This is a genomic window from Subtercola sp. YIM 133946, from assembly GCF_036553535.1.
GTDB lineage: Bacteria > Actinomycetota > Actinomycetes > Actinomycetales > Microbacteriaceae > Subtercola.
The window spans coordinates 122,818-140,994 of record NZ_JAZHPE010000032.1 but is presented as its reverse complement, the minus strand read 5'-3'; the positions used below and the strand labels follow the sequence as shown (position 1 = coordinate 140,994).

Below are 18,177 nucleotides of genomic sequence, written 5' to 3'. Positions count from 1 at the left end.
GTCGCGGCGCAGCCGCGGTGGTTGAGTAGCGGCGCAGCCGCGGTGGTTGAGTAGCGGCGCAGCCGCGGTGGTTGAGTAGCGGCGCAGCCGCGGCGGTTGAGTAGCGGCGCAGCCGCGTATCGAAACCCCCGCGGCGCAGCCGCGTATCGAAACCCCCGCCAGGTCAGCCCTTGGTGATGGTGTCGACCCCGTCTTGGTACTCGCCGCCGATCTCGGTGAGGAAGTCGTCTGGAGACTTCGAGCCGTTCACGAGCTCCTGCAGACCGGCGTTCAGCTGGTCGTAGAAGGTCGGGGTGGGCCAGTCGGGGTAGAACGCCAGACCGTCCCGAGCCGTGAGCGTGTTGAAGTTGTCGATCAGCTCTTTGCTCTTCGGGTCGGTGATGTCGGCCGAGTTCGCCGCCACCGGGATGCCGCCGTTGTTGCCGATCAGGGCCTGGATGGGGGCGCTCATGGTGATGTCGATGAACTTGTACGCGAGGTCTTTGTTCTTCGAGTTCTCGGGCACGACCCACAGGTTTCCGCTCGAGCCGGGCGCCATCGTGGCCGGGTAGAGGAACGACGACCACTGGAAGTTCGTGATCTCCTTCACGAACCGGCCGTACCACCACGAACCCGAGTAGAAGATCGGGTTGGTGCCCGCCTCGAACGCGGTTCCGGCATCCTCTGCCTTCTGCCCTGTTACGTCAGACGAGATGTAGCCCTTGTCGACCCAGTCTTTGATGGTGTTCGCCGCGAAGGTGAAGTCGGCGTCGTGGAAGTCGACGGTGCCGGTGTACGTCTGGTAGTCGGTGACCCACTGGCGCGTCGCGTTGGTCAGGGCGAGCTGGTAGAACAGCTGGCCGAGCGGGTATTCGGCGGCCGACTCGGCCAGCGGCGTGATGCCGTTCGCCTTGAAGGTGGCCAGGGCCGCCTCGAACTCGTCGAACGTGGTCGGCACCGCGATGTTGTACTTCGCGAACATGTCTTTGTTGTAGTAGACGTCGACGAACTCGCCGTAGTTCGGAATGCCGTAGTAGCTGCCCGAACCCATGACGCCCTTGTCGTCGTACTTCGCGGTGGTCTGCAGCGAGGGGGCGAGCTTCTTGTCCCACCCGTAGGCCGAGACGGCGGCGTCGAGGTTCGACAGCAGGCCCTGGCTGGCCAGCAGGCCGGCAGTGGCGTTGCCCTTGTTGTATTCGAGAATGTCGGGTGCGGCATCCGAGTTCAGCACCTGGCTCGCGGTCGAACGGATTCCCTCGAAGCTCTTCGCCTCGAAATTGACGGTGGCGCCGGTCTCGGTCTCGAACTCTTTGATGGCAGCATTCCACGCGATGCCCATGGCGCTGGTGTCGTCTTCGTAGTCCCAGAGGGTGAGGGTCTGGCCCTTGCCGTCGGGGTTGGTGTTCACAGCGTCGCTGCTGCTGTCTGAACTGCTCGAGCCGCCTGAGCAGCCGGCGAGCAGAAGCGCGCTGGCGGCCAGTATGGCGCCTGTCGCGAGTAGCCTCTTGCGCATCAAATACCTCCTTGTAGAGGAGTGGATGCTGCGTGTGCTGGTGAGGGGCAGCCACTCCGATGCCGTTTGTTGACCTCCACAACATACGCACGAGTCGGGGTGTAATGCAAGTCATGCCGTCGGCAGTGGGTGCGGGCGAACGGATGCCCGCTGGGCACGATCGTTGCAATGACGGCGATCTGGCGCTGATGCTGCCCCGAAATCGAGATTAGTTTGTTACAGAAACAATCGGCGACACGCCGATGCATGAGAGCGGTTACACCCCGAGAATGGCCGCCGGATCGAGCAATAATTCCGAGAAGACGAGCTCGGCGGCGCCGACCATCAGCTGGTCGGGGCCGAGCAGGGCGGGTGCGACCGCGAGCGACTCCCGCGAGGCCGCGATCGAGTCGGCGGCGAGGTCGGCGATGGCGTCGTCGGCGTAGAGCGCGGCGAGAAATCCGCCCACGATGACCATCGCGGGGTTGAACAGGTTGACGGCGTTGCGCAGGGCGATGCGCACGAGTTCGCGGTCGCGGCGCACGAGGTCGAGCACCGCCGGGTCGGTCGATTCGCGCAGGCGGCCGGCCAGGGCATCCACTTCACTCGCCCCGAGACCCACCGAGTCGAGCAGGGCGCCCTGGGTGACCTCGGCCTCGAAGCAGCCGGTCGACCCGCAGGTGCAGGCGACGCCGTCACTGGCCACAAAGGTGTGGCCGAACTCGGCCGCGTAGCCCTCTGCGCCGGTGAGCAGCTGGCCGCCCGTGACCACCCCGCCGCCGATGCCGCTCGCGCCGCCGATCAGGTAGACGAGGTCGTCGACTCCCCTGCCGGCCCCGAAGACGCTCTCGGCCCGCATGCCGAGCTGGGCCGCGTTGGCGGCGACGGTGCGGTAGCCCGTGGCCTCGGCCATCATCTCGGTGAGCGGCTCGTCGACCCAGCCGAGGTGGTCGGCACTGCGCACCTGGCCGTCGGCGGTGCGAACGAGCCCGGGTACCGCCAGGCCGACGCCCACGATTCTCAACGGGGTCGGCTGCAGCGCGAGCAGTCCGGCGATGGCTGCACGGGCCAGCTCGACCACGTCGGCCGAGCTGGGGGCCGCGCTCGTCTCGATGCGAACCCGTCGCGAGACACGACCACCCAGCGTCACCAGGCCGACGTGGATGGCGTCGACCTCGGGGTTCACCGCGATGGCGGCGACGTCACCCGAGGCGGCGACGATGGGGCTCGGTCGCCCGGCACGCGACGAGACTCCCGACTCGGGCATGCTCTCGGTGACCAGACCGAGGTCACGCAGCTCGCTCGTGATGTTGCCGATGGTCGACCGGTTGAGGCCCGTCAGACGGGTCAGCTCGGCCCGCGAGAGCTCGCCCCGGCGGTGCACCAAGCCGAGGATGCGCGCGAGATTGCTGCGGCGCAGCTCCTCTGTGGTGCCACCGACACCGTGCGCGCGGGGCGACGGGTCGGCTGCCGAAGACATACGTCGACCCTAGCGGGCCGACGGAGGTCGACGCGTCGGCGAGTAGCGGCGGGCGTCAGTGCGTGACGGCGACGACGACGAGAACCGCGGTCACGGCTGTCAGCACGGTGAGGCCCGTCGCGGTGAAGGCACGCTTGAGCCCGGCGTGCGGATCGTTCGAGTGGGCGATTTCGCTCTGTGTCATGTCGGTCTCCTTTGACCGGTCAAATGGTTCACATGGTTCGGGCTGATCGGGGCGGTGCAGGTGGAGCGGGCGATGCTGGTGCGGGTGCGAATTCAGGGTCTCGGATCAAGCACCGAAGGTGAGCGTAGCAGGTCGGCCGGCCGGCGCGGCCCTACTGTCGCGGCGCGTACGTAACTGACGCGATAGTGATGCTCGACACGCCGTTCCAGAGGGTTCGGGCCTGCAGAGTGGCCGGCGAGAAGTTGGTCAGGTCGACGTCTCGACTGACGGTCACCACCTCACCGTCGGTGCCCATGAGGTCGGCCGTCCACTGGGAGGGGTCATCGGCCAGCTTCGGCTGCCAGCCACCCACCACGGTCGTCGGGTCTGCCGGGCTCGAATAGGTGAGCGACAGCGTGTACGTGCCCTCGCGCAGCAGGGCCAGCGGCCCGTACGTCACGTAGCCGGCCGCGCTGCCGGTCTCGGCCGAGGCGGTGATGCCCGCCTCCGACGTCGTTCCCTGCGCGACGAGCAGCTCGGAGGCCGCGTAGACGCGCGGCGGTGTCGGCGCGACGCTCACGAAGCCCGCCACGACGATGACGGCCGCGACCACGGCGACCCCGGGCATCCACACCCGCCGGCGCCGCGAGCGGTGCCCGAAGCCGAGGGCGAACCCCGAAGCAACCAGGGCGCAGGCCGCGAGCGCCCAGGCGTAGTTCGGCAGGAACGTGAACGCCCACGTCGTGTCGTACAGGGCCGGCAGCCACTGCTGCAGCGGAAAGTAGAACGCCGTGTAGTTCTGCAGCCAGGCGTCGGCGCCGTGGTTGTAGAGCACCCGGCCCGCATTGCCGAGCACGGCCTGCGAGAAGGTGTAGTAGAGCCAGAAGGCCAGCTGCAGCGCCAGCGCGACACCGGCCACGATGCCGAACCAGAGGCGGCTGCGCTCCCCCAACCGCGCCAGGGCGCACAGCGTCGCGACGGTGAAGACGAGAGCCGCTGCGTACCCGAAGCGGCCGATGAACGAGTACCCGCCGTACTGGTTGGCCAGAACGGCATTGGGCACGATGAGCGACAGCAGCACGAGCATCCACACCACCGTGAAGCCGGCGCGGCGGGCGAACAGCAACCCCACGCCGACGAGGCCCGCGAGGGCGATGAGGTTCTGAAAGACGAACCCCTGGTTCTGGTCGAGCGCCAGGCCGATGAACACCATCACGGCCTGCGGCCCGAGCTGGAACGCGCCGGCCTCGTACGGCCCGGTGAGGTTGCCGAAGGCGTACTCGTTGAAGGCGAACAGGATGCCCAGCAGCACCGCGAACGGCACGACCACCACGAGCGCCGACCTGAAGCGCCGCGCGCCCTTCGGGTCACGCCGGTACAGCGCCACGGCGAGTGCGACCACGAGGATCGTCGCGGGCGCGGCGAACTTGATCTGCAGCAGCGGCAGGTAGGCGACGCACAGGCCGAGAAGCACCTCGACCCACACCGGCCGGCGCTTCGCGACGGTGAGCAGCCAGTACAGCCCGACCAGGGCGAGCACGCCCGCGGGCAGGTCGGGGAAGATCTGGTTCGCGCCCGGCAGCAGGGGCATGCCGATCGCCACGGCCGCGACCGCGAACCCGCGAATCGCTCGGCGCTCGGTGAACACGCCGCCGATCATCCACATCAGCGCCACGCCCACGGCACCCACCAGCACCAGGAAGGCCTTCGCGCCGACGACGCCCTGCAGGGCGTACGGAACCGCGAGCAGCAGCGGCAGCCCGAAGCTGTGGATGTTGAACAGTCCGTGCGGCCCGAGGTAGGCGTGCGTGTTCGCGGGCGACGGCGGGTCGGTGATGCCCGGGCCGAGAAAGAGCCCCTGGGCGAACGCCTCGCGGTAGGGCGCGGTCTGCTCGAGGGTGTGGTCGACCACGATTCCACGGGTGATCACCATGTAGTGCGGCTCGTCGCCGGTGAGCGGCAACCCGGCCGACTGCCAGGTGACGAGCGTGATGCCGGCGAGGGCGAGGTAGACGACGAGGATGCCCGCGAGAACCAGCACGTCGGGGCGGCGGGTGGCGAGAGGTGTCACATCACGTCCTTGAAGAGTGCACCCCCCGGGACTTGAACCCGGAACCCACTGATTAAGAGTCAGTTGCTCTGCCAATTGAGCTAGAGGTGCATGCGCCTCCGAAGCGAACAACGGAGCCGAGGATAAACACTAGCATGAGGATACAGCCGGGTCGAACCGGCGTTCGACAGAGGCCAGAGAGCCTCTCTCAGAGAGATGTGAGAGCACCGTGACCGACACTTCAGAACGACTGGCGGCCGGGTCGGTCGCCCCCGATTTCACCCTCGACGACTCCACCGGCAGCCCCGTGAGCCTCTCCGACTACCGCGGCCAGAAGGTGGTCGTGTACTTCTACCCGGCCGCCGGCACCCCCGGATGCACGACCGAGGCCTGCGATTTCCGCGACAACATCAACTCGCTGAAGAGCGCCGGGTACCAGGTGCTGGGCGTGTCGAAAGACCCGGTGCCGGCACTGGCGACGTTCGCCGAGGAGCAGGGGCTGAACTTCCCGCTGCTCTCCGACCTCGACCTCGCGGTGCACAAGGCGTACGGGGCCTACGGCGAGAAGTCGCTGTACGGCAAGACCGTCACCGGCGTGCTGCGCTCGACCTTCGTCGTCGACGAAGAGGGGGCCGTCACGCTGGCCCTGTACAACGTGAAGGCGACGGGGCACGTGGCGTCGTTGCGCAAGAAGCTCGGGATCAACGCGGGCTGAGGGCTGGGGTTCGTCAGAGCTCGCGGCGGGTCGCTGCGACGACCGACGGCGAGAGCACGAGGCCGATGCCGAGCAACCCGGCGATGAGCAGCGGCCAGCCGTCGTCGGGGCTGGCGAAGATGTTCTGAAAGCAGCAGATGGCGACGATGATCTGCAGAACCTGCCAGGTGAGGGCGGCGCCGCGGGTCCACGGGCGCATGCGGAAGACCCCCACCGCGATGGCCAGCACCCAGAGGCCGGCGGCCAGCACGAGCACCAGCAACGCGATGCCCGTGGGCAGCGAATCCGACGCGATGGTGGGCAGCTGACCGATCTGCCACACCCCCACGGCGAGCACGACGGCGGCCTCGGCGAGCAGCAGGATGCCGAGCAGCACCAGCATCACCGGGCGGCGGGCACGGGCATCCGAAGCCTGGAATTCGGCGGAATTCTCATGTTCGTCGGTGTTGCCCATTAGCTCCGTACCTTCAGAAAAACCTTGATTTGCCCGTACCAGTATGCGACCATATTTGAGGTCGATTGTTGCTCACAATGTCGTGGGGGTGCGACGTGAGAAATATCCCAAGCACCCAATGCTGGTCTACGCTGACGCGTTCATTGTGAGTGCGTTCGCGCAGAACGCACGGCGGGTCATTCCCACTTGCTGTGTTGACGCGTGCGGCGCGGTGTGTCACCTCACACTGAGCCGATACACGCGTTGAACCATTAAAGCATGAGCGGTCGAGCGAAACCCGAACTGAGGTCTGACGACCGAAGCACCGCAACACCAAGGAGTACCCCCGATGGATTGGCGCGACAAAGCCGCTTGCTTGACCGCAGACCCTGAACTGTTCTTTCCCGTAGGCAACACCGGGCCGGCCGTCGACCAGATCGACAAGGCGAAAGCCGTCTGCTCACGCTGCTCGGTCACAGAGGTCTGCCTGCAGTACGCGCTCGAGACGGGTCAAGACTCGGGCGTATGGGGTGGCCTCAGCGAAGACGAGCGCCGCGCCCTGAAGCGTCGCGCCGCTCGCGCCCGTCGCGCCTCCTAGCAGTCGCTGAAGCCCGCGGCCTGCCTCAGAACTCAGGCCGCGCGCTTCTTCAGCCAGCGGAACGGAATCTCGATCGTCACGACCGTGCCGCTGCCCACCATGGTGTGCCAGTCGATGATGCCGCCCAGTTCGCCCTGAATCAGGGTGCGCACGATCTGGGTGCCGAGGCCCGAGCCCACCTTGCCCTCGGGCAGGCCCGAGCCGGTGTCGCGCACCTCGACAGTCAGGGTCTCTTCTGAGCGGCTCGCGACGATCTCGACGCGACCCTCCTGGCCCGCGAGGCCGTGTTCGACGGCATTCGTGACGAGCTCGGTCAGCGCCAGGGCCAGCGGCGTGGCGTATTCGCTCGGCAGCACGCCGAAGCTTCCGCTGAACTTCGGATGCACGGTCGTGTTGTGCGCGCTCGCAACCTCGGTGACGAGCATCAGCACGCGCTCGAACACCACATCGAAGTCGACGCGCTGGCTGAGGCCCTCCGAGAGCGTGTCGTGCACCACCGCGATGGCGGCGACCCGGCGCATGGCCTGGGAGAGGGCATCCTTCGCGTCGTCGGAGTGCGTGCGGCGGGCCTGGATGCGCAGCAGCGACGCCACGGTCTGCAGGTTGTTCTTGACGCGGTGGTGAATCTCGCGAATCGTCGCGTCTTTCGTGATGAGCTCGCGCTCGTCGTGGCGAAGCTCGGTGACATCGCGGCAGAGCACGATGGCGCCGAACCGCTGGCCGCGTGTGCGCAGCGGAATCGCCCGCAGCGAGACGGTGACGCCCTTCGCTTCGACGTCGGTGCGCCACGGTGCGCGCCCGGTGACCACCAGCGGCAGCGACTCGTCGACGACGAGGGTGCCGTTGAGCAGCTGGGTCGTGACCTCGGCGAGCGACTGACCCTCTAGTTCTTCACCGAAGCCCATGCGATTGAAGGCGCTGAGGCCGTTGGGGCTGGCGAAGGTGACGGTTCCGTCGGCGTCGAGGCGGATGAGTCCGTCGGAGGCACGGGGGGCGCCGCGGCGCGGGCCGGTCGGGGCGCCGAGGTCGGGAAAGTCGCCGGCCGCGATCATCGCGAAGAGGTCGTTGGCGCACTCGTTGAAGGTGAGCTCCTGGCGGCTGGGGGTGCGCGCCTCGCTCAGGTTGGTGTGGCGGGTGACGACCGCGATGGGCTTGTCGGTGGTCTTCGTGTCGCTCGGCGAGAGCCGGCGCAGCACCGGAACGGCCCGCACGCGGGTCGGCGTCTCTTCGTACCAGTCGGGGGCGGCGGTGTCGACGATCTGCGCGCTCTGGTAGGCGTCGGTGACCTGCTTGCGCCACTCGGCCTTCACGGCCTGGCCGACGAAGTCGCGGTAGAACAGGGTCGCCGATCCCGACGGGCGGGCGTGGGCGACCGCCACGAAGCTGCCATCGCTCGAGGGAACCCACAGAACGATGTCGGCGAAGGCGAGGTCGGCGAGCAACTGCCAGTCTCCGACGAGCAGGTGCAGCCATTCGATGTCGGCATCGGTGGAATTGCCCTGCGCCAGCACAAGATCGCTCAAAGTAGACACGGCTTCTAGCCTACGGCGCAATGCTCGGTTCAGGATGCCCGTCGCTCCCAGCCCGGGGGCGCTCGGTCTTATCCACAATCGTCGGGCCGCGCTTTACACGCACTGACGCACCTGCTTTAGTTGCCTCACCCGATACTCGAGCAACTCTCACGAAGTCACGCTGATCACGGCGCCGACGCAGACCCAGCTGCGGCGCCGGAGACAGCCACGTTACCGGAGCCCACAATGAGCCAACCCGTGCCCGTCGAAGAACTGGTATCGGCATCCCCCCGAACCGCGCCGGCCTGCCGCTCGCCGCGCCTGGAGGTGGTGCCGCCGGGCGTTGCTGCCTGCAGAGGGGCGGTCGCGCGCTCCGGAGCTGCTGACGGCGGCAGGCAGCTCACCCCTGGCGAGGAGGTGACGCCGGCGTGTGGTGCTCAGACGATGCCACCCGCTGATGCGGCGCGTGATGCGGCGCCGTCACACGCTGATGCGTTGAGCGAAGTGCGAGCGGGTGGCGCGGAAGTGCGGGCGGTTGCCGTGCGCGATGGGGCCGCCGGCGAGCCGGTCGTACGCGACGGGGCCGAGAGCGCGGCTGCCGTGCGAGGCCGGGCCGCGGGCGAGGCGGTCGTACGCGATGGGGCCGCGGGCGAGGCGGTCGTACTCGCTAGGTCTGTGGGCGCGGCCGTCGCGCGCGACGGGGCCATGGGCGAGCCGGTCGTACGCGACGGGGCCATGGGCGAGCCGGTCGTGCGCGACGGGGCCGCGGGCGAGCCGGTCGTACATGACGGGGCCATGGGCGAGGCGGTCGTGCGCGACGGGGCCGCGGGAGAGCAGGAGACGGGCGAGGGGGCGGCCCGAGACGACCCCGGGCCCGTGGAGTTCGTCGAGAGGCTCACGTGGTGCGTGCTGGAGGTGCTCGCTGGGGTGCGCGACCTCGACCAGCTGGGGCGCTGGGTCACCGACGAGGTCTACAAGAACCTGTCGAAGCGGGTGACACTGTCGTCTCGGGCGCGCCAGGTGCGTGGGCAGCGTACCGTGCGTCCGACGTTCAGCATCGGCCGCGTGCTGCTGAGCGAGCCCGCACCCGCGGTCTTCGAGGGAGTCGTCATCGTGCACGGCAAGGCCCGCACGCGCGCCGTGGCTCTGCGCGTCGAACGCTGGGGCTCTCGCTGGCGCGCCAGCGCCATCAATGTGCTCTAGCGCGCGTCTGTGGCCGACACGACTGTCGCCGCACACCGGGCTCGATGCGGCGCCGACCGAAAGCGGCTCTCTGCCGGCGCGGCCACCTGTGAGATGGAGGGCTGCCGCAGTACATGAGCGGACGCCGTTGCGGCACCACTGATGCGGCCTCCGCCACCAGACTCCGCTGCCGGCCCTGCAGCCGGCCTGCGAGGCGGCGGCGAGGCGGCGGCTACTTCTTCTTCTGGCCTGCGCGGCGTTCGGCGCGGTTGGCGGCGGGCGGAGCACCTGCGGGGGTCTTCTGGCCGAAGGCACCCGTGGTGGTGGGAGCCGGGCGCTGCGGCGCAGCCCCACCGCGCGGGTTGCGGGCCGCGGGCGGCACGACGGCGGGAGCACCGGCACCCGCGCCGGGAGCGCCTGCACTCGCACCCGCACCGTCTTGCGCGCCCGCAGCGCGAGCCTCCTCCTGTGCACGCTGTGCGCGGGCGGTGGCCGCCTGCTCGAGCTGGCCTCGCTGGTTGCGCACCTCGACTCCACCGGAGTCGCTCGGGGCTGTGTAGCTGAGCTGGGCACCCTCGGTGTTGTGGCCCGTCTCGAGGCCCTTGGCCTGAACGCTGGGGGCATCCACTTCGCCGGCGGGGGTGTTGACCTCGACCTCAAGGTTGAACAGGAAGCCGACGGCCTCTTCTCGAATCTGGCCCATCATCTGCTGGAAGAGCAGGTAGCCTTCGCGCTGGTACTCGACCAGGGGGTCGCGCTGCGCCATGGCGCGCAGGCCGATGCCGTCTTTGAGGTAGTCCATCTCGTAGAGGTGGTCACGCCAGCGGCGGTCGATGACCGTCAGCACCACGCGGCGTTCGAGCTCGCGCATGGCCGACTCGCCGAGCGTCTCTTCGCGCTTCTGGTAGGCGATCTGGGCATCCGACAGAATCTCGCGGCCGACGAACTCGCGGCTGATCTTTCCGCGGCTGCCCGCCTCGGCGATGACCTCGTCGATCGAGATGGAGACGGGATACAGCGTCTTCAGCTCGGTCCACATGGCATCGAAGTCCCAGTCGTCTCCGTTGCCCTCGCCGGCGTGCGTCTCGAGCACGTCGTCGATCACGTCGGTGAGAAACTTCTGCGACCGTTCGTGCAGGTCGTCACCCTCGAGGATCGCCCGTCGGTCGTTGTAGATGGCTTCGCGCTGGCGGTTCAGCACGTCGTCGTACTTCAGAACGTTCTTGCGGATCTCGGCGTTGCGGCCCTCGACCTGCGACTGCGCGCTGCGGATGGCACGCGAGACGACCTTCGACTCGATGGCGAGGTCGTCGGGAACGTTGCCACGGCCCATCAGGCTCTCGGCGGCCCCGGCGTTGAACAGGCGCATCAGGTCGTCGGTGAGCGACAGGTAGAAGCGGCTCTCGCCCGGGTCGCCCTGGCGGCCGCTACGGCCGCGCAGCTGGTTGTCGATGCGGCGTGACTCGTGACGCTCGGTGCCGAGCACGTAGAGGCCGCCGGCCTCGACGACCTTCTCGGCCTCCTTCTCGACGCCGGCCTTGACCTCGGCTAGCACGTCGTCCCACGCCTCTTCGTACTCCTCCGGAGTGTCGATCGGGCTGAGACCGCGGGCGTTCATCTCGGCGACGGCGAGAAACTCGGTGTTGCCGCCGAGCATGATGTCGGTGCCTCGACCGGCCATGTTCGTGGCCACGGTGACGGCGCCGAGCCGACCGGCCTGGGCGATGATCGCGGCCTCGCGGGCATGGTTCTTCGCGTTCAGCACCTCGTGCCGAACACCCTTCTTCGCCAGCAGCCGCGAGAGGTACTCGCTCTTCTCGACGCTGGTGGTACCGACGAGCACAGGCTGGCCGGTCGCGTGGCGCTCGACGATGTCTTCGACGACCTGCTCGAACTTCGACTGCTCGTTCTTGTAGACGAGGTCGGGCTGGTCTTTGCGCTGCATCGGCCGGTTCGTGGGAATCGCGACGACGCCGAGCTTGTAGGTGCTCATGAACTCGGCGGCCTCGGTCTCGGCCGTGCCGGTCATGCCCGCGATCTTCTTGTAGAGGCGGAAGTAGTTCTGCAGCGTGACGGTGGCCAGGGTCTGGTTCTCGGCCTTGACGGTGACGCCCTCCTTGGCCTCGATGGCCTGGTGGATGCCCTCGTTGTAGCGACGCCCGGCAAGGATGCGGCCGGTGTGCTCGTCGACGATCAGCACCTCGCCGTTCATCACGACATAGTCTTTGTCTTTCTTGAACAGCGCCGCTGCCTTCAGCGAATTGTTCAGGAACGAGATGAGCGGAGTGTTGGCCGACTCGTACAGGTTGTCGATGCCGAGATAGTCTTCGACCTTCTCGATGCCGGGCTCGAGAATGCCGACGGTGCGCTTCTTCTCGTCGATCTCGAAGTCTTCGTCGGGTACGAGCCGGGTGGCGATGGAGGCGAACTCGGTGAACCAGCGGTTCGCCTCGCCTGACGACGGGCCCGAGATGATGAGCGGGGTGCGGGCCTCGTCGATCAGGATGCTGTCGACCTCGTCGACGATGGCGAACTGGTGGCCGCGCTGCACCATGTCGCTGGCCTGCCACGCCATGTTGTCGCGCAGGTAGTCGAAGCCGAATTCGTTGTTGGTGCCGTAGGTGATGTCGGCGGCGTACTGTTCGCGGCGCTCGGCCGGGGTCTGGCCGCTCAGAATGACACCCGTGCTCATGCCGAGGGCACGGAACACTCGGCCCATCAGCTCGCTCTGGTAGTTGGCGAGGTAGTCGTTCACCGTGACGATGTGAACACCCTTGCCCGCGATGGCATTGAGGTAGGCCGGCAGCGTGGCGACCAGCGTCTTGCCCTCACCGGTCTTCATCTCGGCGATGTTGCCGAGGTGCAGTGCGGCGCCGCCCATCAGCTGCACGTCGAAGTGGCGCATGCCGAGCGTGCGGCGCGAGGCCTCGCGAACCGCGGCGAAGGCCTCGGGAAGCAGGTGGTCGAGGCTCTCGCCGTCTTCGAACCGCTCGCGCAGGCGCGGGGTCTCTTCTTTGAGTTCGTCGTCACTCAGGTGCGTGAAGTCTTCTTCGAGAGCGTTGATCGCCTTCGCGTAGTTCTCGAGGCGCCGAAGCACTCGACCCTCGCCTACACGAAGTACCTTTTCAAGAACTGAAGCCACGTGAAATCTCCTACCGAACCAGCCATGATCCAGCCGGTAATTCTAGCAATCCTAGTTGTCATTCCTGAAGGTCTTCAGAACGAGCGCTGGGGGCGTGACGAGTGGTCGCCACGCCCCCAGGCGTCTCATTCGATCGGCTGCTTCTCCTGCGAGAAACCGATCATTCGGATGCGCGGTCTACGAGAGAACCGTCTCTGTCTCACGCGCAGCCGAGACGAGGGGGGCGGTGTGGTCGTCGAGCCCGATCACTCCGTAGTCCCAGCCCTTGCGGCGGTAGACGACGCTCGGCCGCAGCGTCTCGGCATCGATGAACAGGTAGAAGTCGTGGCCCACGAGTTCCATGAGGTACAGCGCATCATCCACGGTCATCGGGGAGGCCGCGAACACCTTCTTGCGAATGACGACGGGCGACCAGTCGTCGGTCGACTCGACCTCGGCGGCTCCCCGGGTGTCGTCTGCCGGCTGCTGCACGGCGATCGGGCCGGTTGCTGCCTTTGCGAGAACCTCGGCCTCGGCGGGAACAACATCGACGACGGCGAAACCGGCCGTGCTCGCCTCGCGCAGTGAGACGGGTCTGTGTTGCCCACGATGCACCTTCTTGCGGTCTTTCGCCCGGCGCACCCGCTCCATGAGTTTGCCGATCGCGAGATCGAAGGCGACGTACTTGTCGCTGCCGGCACTCTCGGCCCGAACCACGGGGCCTGGGCCGATCAGGGTGAGTTCGACCCGATCGTCACCACCCGAGGTGTTCGCCGAACTGTGGCGGCAGACCTTGACCTCCAACACCAGTGCGCGGTCAGCGAGATGCGATACCTTCTCGGCCTTCTCGGTCGCGTAACTGCGAAAGCGATCAGTGATCCCTAGGTTGCGGCCCGTGATGTTGATCTCCATGGCGATCTCCTAGTCTCAAAAAGACGCGCCGCCTTGGGACCAAAGCGAGTTCCTCCGCGCCTTTTCCCCCACCGTACTCGCCGCCCTCTCTGCTGTCACCCGGCAACCGTGAGGTTGGCTCACTCTGGCGCGAACTGTGACAGTCGAACCACCGACGAGCGGCCGGTGCGGCGTTCGGCGAAGGCGAGGGTGGCGGCGCCGAGAACCCGGGCTCCCGCAGTTTCGAGCGCCCGCCGGCACTCGAGCAGGGTGGCCCCGGTGGTGATGACATCGTCGACGAGCAGCAGGCTTGTGCCGCGCAATGAACCTTCTGAGAATCTGGTGCGAACGGCCATCGAGCCCGCCAGGTTGCTCTGTCGGTCACGCATCGTGAGCCCGGCCTGGTCTCGGGTCGGCTGCGCCACACGAAGCGGCCGGATGCTCGGCAGCCCGGTTCGCGCCCGCCTCACCAGAAGCTCGGCCGGGTTGTAGCCGCGCGTTCGGAACGCCGCGCGCGACGACGGCACCACCACCAGCACCACGTCGTTCGTGCACACGCGGCGATACGCATCTGCGACCGCAGCAGCCAGCGCCGGTGCGAGGGCGGGCACGACGTCGGTGCGACCCGACTCTTTGAGCTTCGAGAGCACGCCGCGCACCGGCCCGCCGTAGGGCATCGCCGACGTCACGAACAGCGGCGGGGCGTGCGCCCGGGTCGCGGCGAGGCGCGTCACGTCGGGCGCGAGCAGGCTGGCGCATGCCACGCAGACGGGGCGGTCGGGGGCGCCGCACGAGGCGCACTCGGTGGGTAGCACCAGAGCGAGCGCGTCAAGCAGCGCGGCGGTCAGGGCCGGGGTCAGTGTGCGAGGGATCATGCATCGATCGTGGCGCGGACGGTGACGCACCTGACGCGCAGGTGGCGAATCTGTGCACAATGCGCGCTGCAAGCGCCTGGGGAGAATGATCGTTAGGGTCGGCGGGAGGCCGGCCCTGCGGAGCTGGCTCGGTGTCATGTGGCGGCGGGCTCGGGCGGGGAGCCGGCTCGGGCGGGCGGGTCGGCGGGGGGCCGGCTCGGGGGGGGCCAGGCCGGCGGGGCGGCCTAGGTCTGCGTCGCCAGCATGCCGACGCCGGGGGTGGTGGTCTGCCAGCCGCTGCCCCGCTGCTGCTGCAGGTTGCCGTCGGTGGTGAGCAGCCAGAGGCCGCTCACGTCGTTTCCGCCGGCGATCGTCGCCGCCGCGAGGGGCACGCCCAGGTTGCTGCTGATGCCGCCGATCTGCTGGAGCACCACGCGGTCGTCGCCGCTCGCCGACACCGTGAGCGAGGCGACGTTCGACTCGTCGACCCAGGTCGCGTCGACGGGGATGCCCGATCCGCTGGCCAGCGTGACCGGCGTGCCGAGCTTCTCGGGCGCCCCGTCTTTGTCGCGGATGATCGCCGCCACGACGAGCTTCGGCTCGCCGTCGGCGATGGTGAAGGCGAGCACCCGCGTACCATCGCGCGACACGTCGATCGAGGTGATCGAGGAGGCGCCGTCCCAGTCGGCGGCGACCGCGTGCACGGTTCCATCGCTGCCGTACGCCTGCACGGCCCCGGGCGAGGCGGCCGGAACGCTCCAGACGTACCCCGACGGGTCGAGCGACGGCGCGATCAGCCCCGGCCGGTTGTCGACCAGAACGGGGTCATTGCCGTTGGGCTGCACCGCATACACTCCGGCGGCCGTACCCACCGCGAACACCTTCGCCGACGAGGTCACCGACAGCGGCCCGAGCGCCTGGATTTTGTCGCTCACGGTGGGGATGGGTGTGGCGGCGTTGTTCGACAGGTAGCCGAACACATTGGCCATGTCGACGAGCGGCTGCGCATTCACCCGCGGGTCGGAGATCGGTTTGACCCCCGCCGCCACCACGATCGGGTTCTGGTTGACGCTCATCACCACGCTCGCGATCGACGCGACCGTGCCGAGGCTCTCATCGAGCTGGTACTGCATTCGCTGCAGAGACACCGGCGATTGCGAGAGCACCTGGGTCGACAGATCAACGTCGGCCTTGCCCGAGTCGACCACCACCGAGGCCGTCTCGGTGCCCTCGGGGAACGCCGTCACCACCGCCCCCTCGCCGAGCCAGGGTGCGGGGCCGGCCAGCAGCGCCTTCACCACCCGCGTTCCGGTGGTCTCGTCTTTCGGGAACCACCTGATGTCGGGAACGAGGTAGGTGTACGTGGGGTCGTAGAAGTACAGCGCGTGCGAGCTGAACACCTGGCTGAACCGCAGCTGTTCGAGGATGATGCCCGGGTTCGCCGCACTGATGCGCCACTCGCCGTCTTGCTGCGCGAAGGTGAACGGCAGCGTCACCGACGCGGTCGACGTGGCCTCGACGTACTGCCCCGTCGAATCGACCTCGGCAATGGGGGTGACGCCGATGCTCATGGTGGTGGCCGAGGTGGCCTGCTCGGCGGGCTGGCCGGCGTCGATCAGCACCCCCGCGTTCGGATCCCACGTCTTCGAGAAGTCGCTGGTCAGGTACTTGCGGGCGACCTCGTAGTCGTTCTGCGGGCTCGCGGCGGCCTGCAGGAATCCGTTCAGAATCTGTGACTGGTTCGCGCCCGAAACCGGGTCGGGCGGCAGCAGGATGACGTCGCTGTCGTTCGGCGTCGAACTCACCTCCTGCGAGTGCACTGCGCCCGAGTTCGGGATGCCCGTGCAGGCCGACACCGCGAGCAGGGTGATGGCGGCGCCGGCGAGCACCGCACCGATACGACCGAACCGCCGGGCGATCATCCGCCTGCCCTCTCGGCGTCGGGCTGCAGCTCGACGGGTTCGTCGAAGGTGTGCGTGGGGTCGTACGAGCGGGTGAGCAGGTGGGCTCCGGTGTCTTCGACGGGATCGGATTCGTCGGTGTCTTCGGGCGGCAGCGGCAGCGGCGAGGTGCCCACCGGGCGACCGTGCACGCGCGGCAGAGTGAGCCGGAAGCAGCTGCCCGCGCCGGGCTCAGACCACACCTCGAGCTGGCCGCCGTGCAGCGTGGCGTCTTCGAGCGAGATGGCGAGGCCGAGGCCCGTTCCGCCGATGGTTCGCTTGCGCGACGGGTCGGCGCGCCAGAACCGCTCGAAGACCCGTTCGGCGTCTTCGGTGCTCATGCCGATGCCGTAGTCGCGCACGGCGATGGCGATAGCCGATACGTTGCTGTCGATCGAGACGAGAATGGCGCGCCCCTCACCGTGCTCGATGGCGTTGCCGAGCAGGTTGGTGACGATGCGGCGGATACGGCGGGCATCGATCTCGACCTCGACGTGGCCGCCCGGCGCGAAGATGCGCATCTCGGAGCCCGCAGCCTCGGCGAGCGGGCGCATCTGGTCGATGGCGTCGACGGCGAGCCGAACGAGGCTGGTCGGCTCGATGTTCAGGTCGGCCGAGCCGGCGTCGAACCGGCTGATCTCCAGCAGGTCGCTGAGCAGCAGCTCGAACCTCACGGTCTGGGTGTGCAGCAGCTCGGCGGTGCGGCCGATGGCGGGCTCGAAGCTCTCGCGCTTGTCGTAGAGCAGGTCGCCGGCCAGGCGGATGGTGGTGAGCGGAGTGCGGAGCTCGTGCGAGACGTCGGAGACGAAACGCTGCTGCAGCTGAGACAGCTCGGCGAGCTGGGTGATCTGGCCCTGCATGCTGTCGGCCATGCCGTTGAACGACCGGGCGAGGGTGGCGATGATGTCGTCGCCCTTCTCGGGGATGCGCACCTCGAGTTCACCGTCGGCGAGCTTCTCGCTCACCTCGGCCGCGACCTTGATCGGCTCGATCACGAGGCGCACGATGACCCAGGCCACGAGGGCGATGAGCAAGGTGAGCAGCAGGCCGGCGATCCAGAGGGTCTGCTGCACGAAGCTGAGGGTCTGGGCCGAATCGGCGAGGTTGTACCCGAGGTAGAGCTGGTACTGGCCCCCGCTCGGAATTGACAGGGGCGAGCCGACGATGATGCCCGGGTCGGTGCCGCCCGAGCCGTTCGGCAGCACGACCGACTGCCAGTACAACGTCTGCGTTCCGGCGCCCGCCGTGACCTCGGCCTTCAGGTCGTCGGAGACCACGCCGGTGGTGAGCGCGGGGCTCGCGAAGGGCAGGAACGAGGTGGCGGTCTGGTCTTGGCCGGGCGCCGCGTAGATGGCGATGAGGCGCGAGGATGACGAACTCGTGATCTTCGTCTGCGCCGAGTTGAGCAGGGTGCTCACCGAGCCGTCGTTGCTCGAGTCTGATGCGTCGAAGATGGTCTGGGCGGTCTTCGCGGCCTGGTTTGCGTCGAGCAGCACCTGGTTCAGCCGCGAGTGGAACAGGTCGTTTCCGATGCTCACCGAGGTGTAGATGCCGGCGCCGAGCAGGGCGACCGTGGTGAGGCCGATGGTGATGACGATGGTGCGGAACTGCAGCGACAGCCGCCACCAGCCCACGATCTGACGGGGCCAGGCGCGCCACTCGCGCGCGAGGAACGGGCCGATGTGGCTGCGGCCAGACCGGCTCGAACGGCTCGTGCGGGCCGGCGCGGCCGAGGTGGCCATCAGGCTCCGGTCGGCGGAGTGGCTCC

At 68.0% G+C, this 18,177-nt stretch carries 15 protein-coding genes and 1 tRNA gene; 3 read left to right on the top strand and 13 right to left on the bottom strand.

Annotated features, from left to right (window positions below; all coding sequences use genetic code 11):
- Positions 1-163: 163 nt before the first annotated feature.
- The 5 genes from V3W46_RS11330 to V3W46_RS11310 form a co-directional block, all read right to left on the bottom strand.
- Complete coding sequence (locus tag V3W46_RS11330; protein WP_331783220.1) at positions 164-1,492, bottom strand: ABC transporter substrate-binding protein; 1,329 nt, start codon at positions 1,490-1,492, stop codon at positions 164-166.
- A gap of 256 nt (positions 1,493-1,748) precedes the next feature.
- A complete protein-coding gene (locus V3W46_RS11325) occupies positions 1,749-2,951 on the bottom strand; it encodes an ROK family transcriptional regulator (RefSeq protein WP_331783219.1) in 1,203 nt (400 codons plus the stop codon).
- 55 nt (positions 2,952-3,006) lie between these two features.
- Positions 3,007-3,135: a hypothetical protein gene (locus tag V3W46_RS11320; protein WP_331783218.1), complete on the bottom strand. Its 129-nt coding sequence runs from the start codon at positions 3,133-3,135 to the stop codon at positions 3,007-3,009.
- Between the two features lie 151 nt (positions 3,136-3,286).
- The gene (locus tag V3W46_RS11315) at positions 3,287-5,185 is read right to left on the bottom strand and encodes a hypothetical protein (RefSeq protein ID WP_331783217.1); all 1,899 of its coding nucleotides are present in this window, start codon (positions 5,183-5,185) and stop codon (positions 3,287-3,289) included.
- A gap of 17 nt (positions 5,186-5,202) precedes the next feature.
- A tRNA-Lys gene (locus tag V3W46_RS11310) sits at positions 5,203-5,275 on the bottom strand.
- A 118-nt stretch (positions 5,276-5,393) separates the two neighbouring features.
- On the opposite strand from V3W46_RS11310, the gene bcp reads away from it, so the two are divergent.
- Positions 5,394-5,879, top strand: coding sequence for a thioredoxin-dependent thiol peroxidase (bcp, locus tag V3W46_RS11305; RefSeq protein ID WP_331783216.1), 486 nt, complete (start codon positions 5,394-5,396; stop codon positions 5,877-5,879).
- A gap of 13 nt (positions 5,880-5,892) precedes the next feature.
- Here the strand turns inward: bcp and V3W46_RS11300 are convergent, their stop codons facing one another.
- Entirely contained in the window at positions 5,893-6,333 is a 441-nt protein-coding gene (locus V3W46_RS11300) for a hypothetical protein (RefSeq protein WP_331783215.1), read from the bottom strand.
- A 328-nt stretch (positions 6,334-6,661) separates the two neighbouring features.
- Between V3W46_RS11300 and V3W46_RS11295 the strand changes: the two genes are divergently transcribed.
- Positions 6,662-6,910: a WhiB family transcriptional regulator gene (locus tag V3W46_RS11295; protein WP_331783214.1), complete on the top strand. Its 249-nt coding sequence runs from the start codon at positions 6,662-6,664 to the stop codon at positions 6,908-6,910.
- Positions 6,911-6,942: 32 nt separating this feature from the next.
- Here the strand turns inward: V3W46_RS11295 and V3W46_RS11290 are convergent, their stop codons facing one another.
- Positions 6,943-8,442, bottom strand: a complete 1,500-nt coding sequence (locus V3W46_RS11290; RefSeq protein ID WP_331783213.1) for a sensor histidine kinase — start codon at positions 8,440-8,442, stop codon at positions 6,943-6,945.
- A 459-nt stretch (positions 8,443-8,901) separates the two neighbouring features.
- Positions 8,902-9,207, bottom strand: a complete 306-nt coding sequence (locus V3W46_RS11285) for a hypothetical protein (protein WP_331783212.1) — start codon at positions 9,205-9,207, stop codon at positions 8,902-8,904.
- Between the two features lie 9 nt (positions 9,208-9,216).
- Between V3W46_RS11285 and V3W46_RS11280 the strand changes: the two genes are divergently transcribed.
- The gene (locus V3W46_RS11280) at positions 9,217-9,624 is read left to right on the top strand and encodes an Rv3235 family protein (protein ID WP_331783211.1); all 408 of its coding nucleotides are present in this window, start codon (positions 9,217-9,219) and stop codon (positions 9,622-9,624) included.
- A gap of 211 nt (positions 9,625-9,835) precedes the next feature.
- Here V3W46_RS11280 and secA read toward each other — a convergent pair whose 3' ends face one another.
- The 5 genes from secA to mtrB form a co-directional block, all read right to left on the bottom strand.
- Positions 9,836-12,745, bottom strand: coding sequence for a preprotein translocase subunit SecA (gene secA / locus V3W46_RS11275; protein WP_331783210.1), 2,910 nt, complete (start codon positions 12,743-12,745; stop codon positions 9,836-9,838).
- A gap of 177 nt (positions 12,746-12,922) precedes the next feature.
- A complete protein-coding gene (hpf, locus tag V3W46_RS11270; protein WP_331783209.1) occupies positions 12,923-13,636 on the bottom strand; it encodes a ribosome hibernation-promoting factor, HPF/YfiA family in 714 nt (237 codons plus the stop codon).
- A 119-nt stretch (positions 13,637-13,755) separates the two neighbouring features.
- Positions 13,756-14,490, bottom strand: coding sequence for a ComF family protein (locus V3W46_RS11265; RefSeq protein ID WP_331783208.1), 735 nt, complete (start codon positions 14,488-14,490; stop codon positions 13,756-13,758).
- A 224-nt stretch (positions 14,491-14,714) separates the two neighbouring features.
- Complete coding sequence (locus tag V3W46_RS11260) at positions 14,715-16,391, bottom strand: GerMN domain-containing protein (protein ID WP_331783207.1); 1,677 nt, start codon at positions 16,389-16,391, stop codon at positions 14,715-14,717.
- Entirely contained in the window at positions 16,388-18,151 is a 1,764-nt protein-coding gene (gene mtrB, locus V3W46_RS11255) for an MtrAB system histidine kinase MtrB (protein ID WP_331783206.1), read from the bottom strand. Before mtrB ends, V3W46_RS11260 begins: the two co-directional genes overlap by 4 nt.
- Positions 18,152-18,177: the final 26 nt, after the last annotated feature.

Coding starts and splice junctions, on each gene's coding strand:
- V3W46_RS11330 (WP_331783220.1), bottom strand. CDS start 1,492: ATGCGCAAGAGGCTACTCGCGACAGGCGCCATACTGGCCGCCAGCGCG.
- V3W46_RS11325 (WP_331783219.1), bottom strand. CDS start 2,951: ATGTCTTCGGCAGCCGACCCGTCGCCCCGCGCGCACGGTGTCGGTGGC.
- V3W46_RS11320 (WP_331783218.1), bottom strand. CDS start 3,135: ATGACACAGAGCGAAATCGCCCACTCGAACGATCCGCACGCCGGGCTC.
- V3W46_RS11300 (WP_331783215.1), bottom strand. CDS start 6,333: ATGGGCAACACCGACGAACATGAGAATTCCGCCGAATTCCAGGCTTCG.
- V3W46_RS11295 (WP_331783214.1), top strand. CDS start 6,662: ATGGATTGGCGCGACAAAGCCGCTTGCTTGACCGCAGACCCTGAACTG.
- V3W46_RS11285 (WP_331783212.1), bottom strand. CDS start 9,207: ATGTACGACCGGCTCGCCCGCGGCCCCGTCGCGCACGACCGGCTCGCC.
- V3W46_RS11280 (WP_331783211.1), top strand. CDS start 9,217: ATGGGCGAGGCGGTCGTGCGCGACGGGGCCGCGGGAGAGCAGGAGACG.
- hpf (WP_331783209.1), bottom strand. CDS start 13,636: ATGGAGATCAACATCACGGGCCGCAACCTAGGGATCACTGATCGCTTT.
- V3W46_RS11265 (WP_331783208.1), bottom strand. CDS start 14,490: ATGATCCCTCGCACACTGACCCCGGCCCTGACCGCCGCGCTGCTTGAC.
- V3W46_RS11260 (WP_331783207.1), bottom strand. CDS start 16,391: ATGATCGCCCGGCGGTTCGGTCGTATCGGTGCGGTGCTCGCCGGCGCC.
- mtrB (WP_331783206.1), bottom strand. CDS start 18,151: ATGGCCACCTCGGCCGCGCCGGCCCGCACGAGCCGTTCGAGCCGGTCT.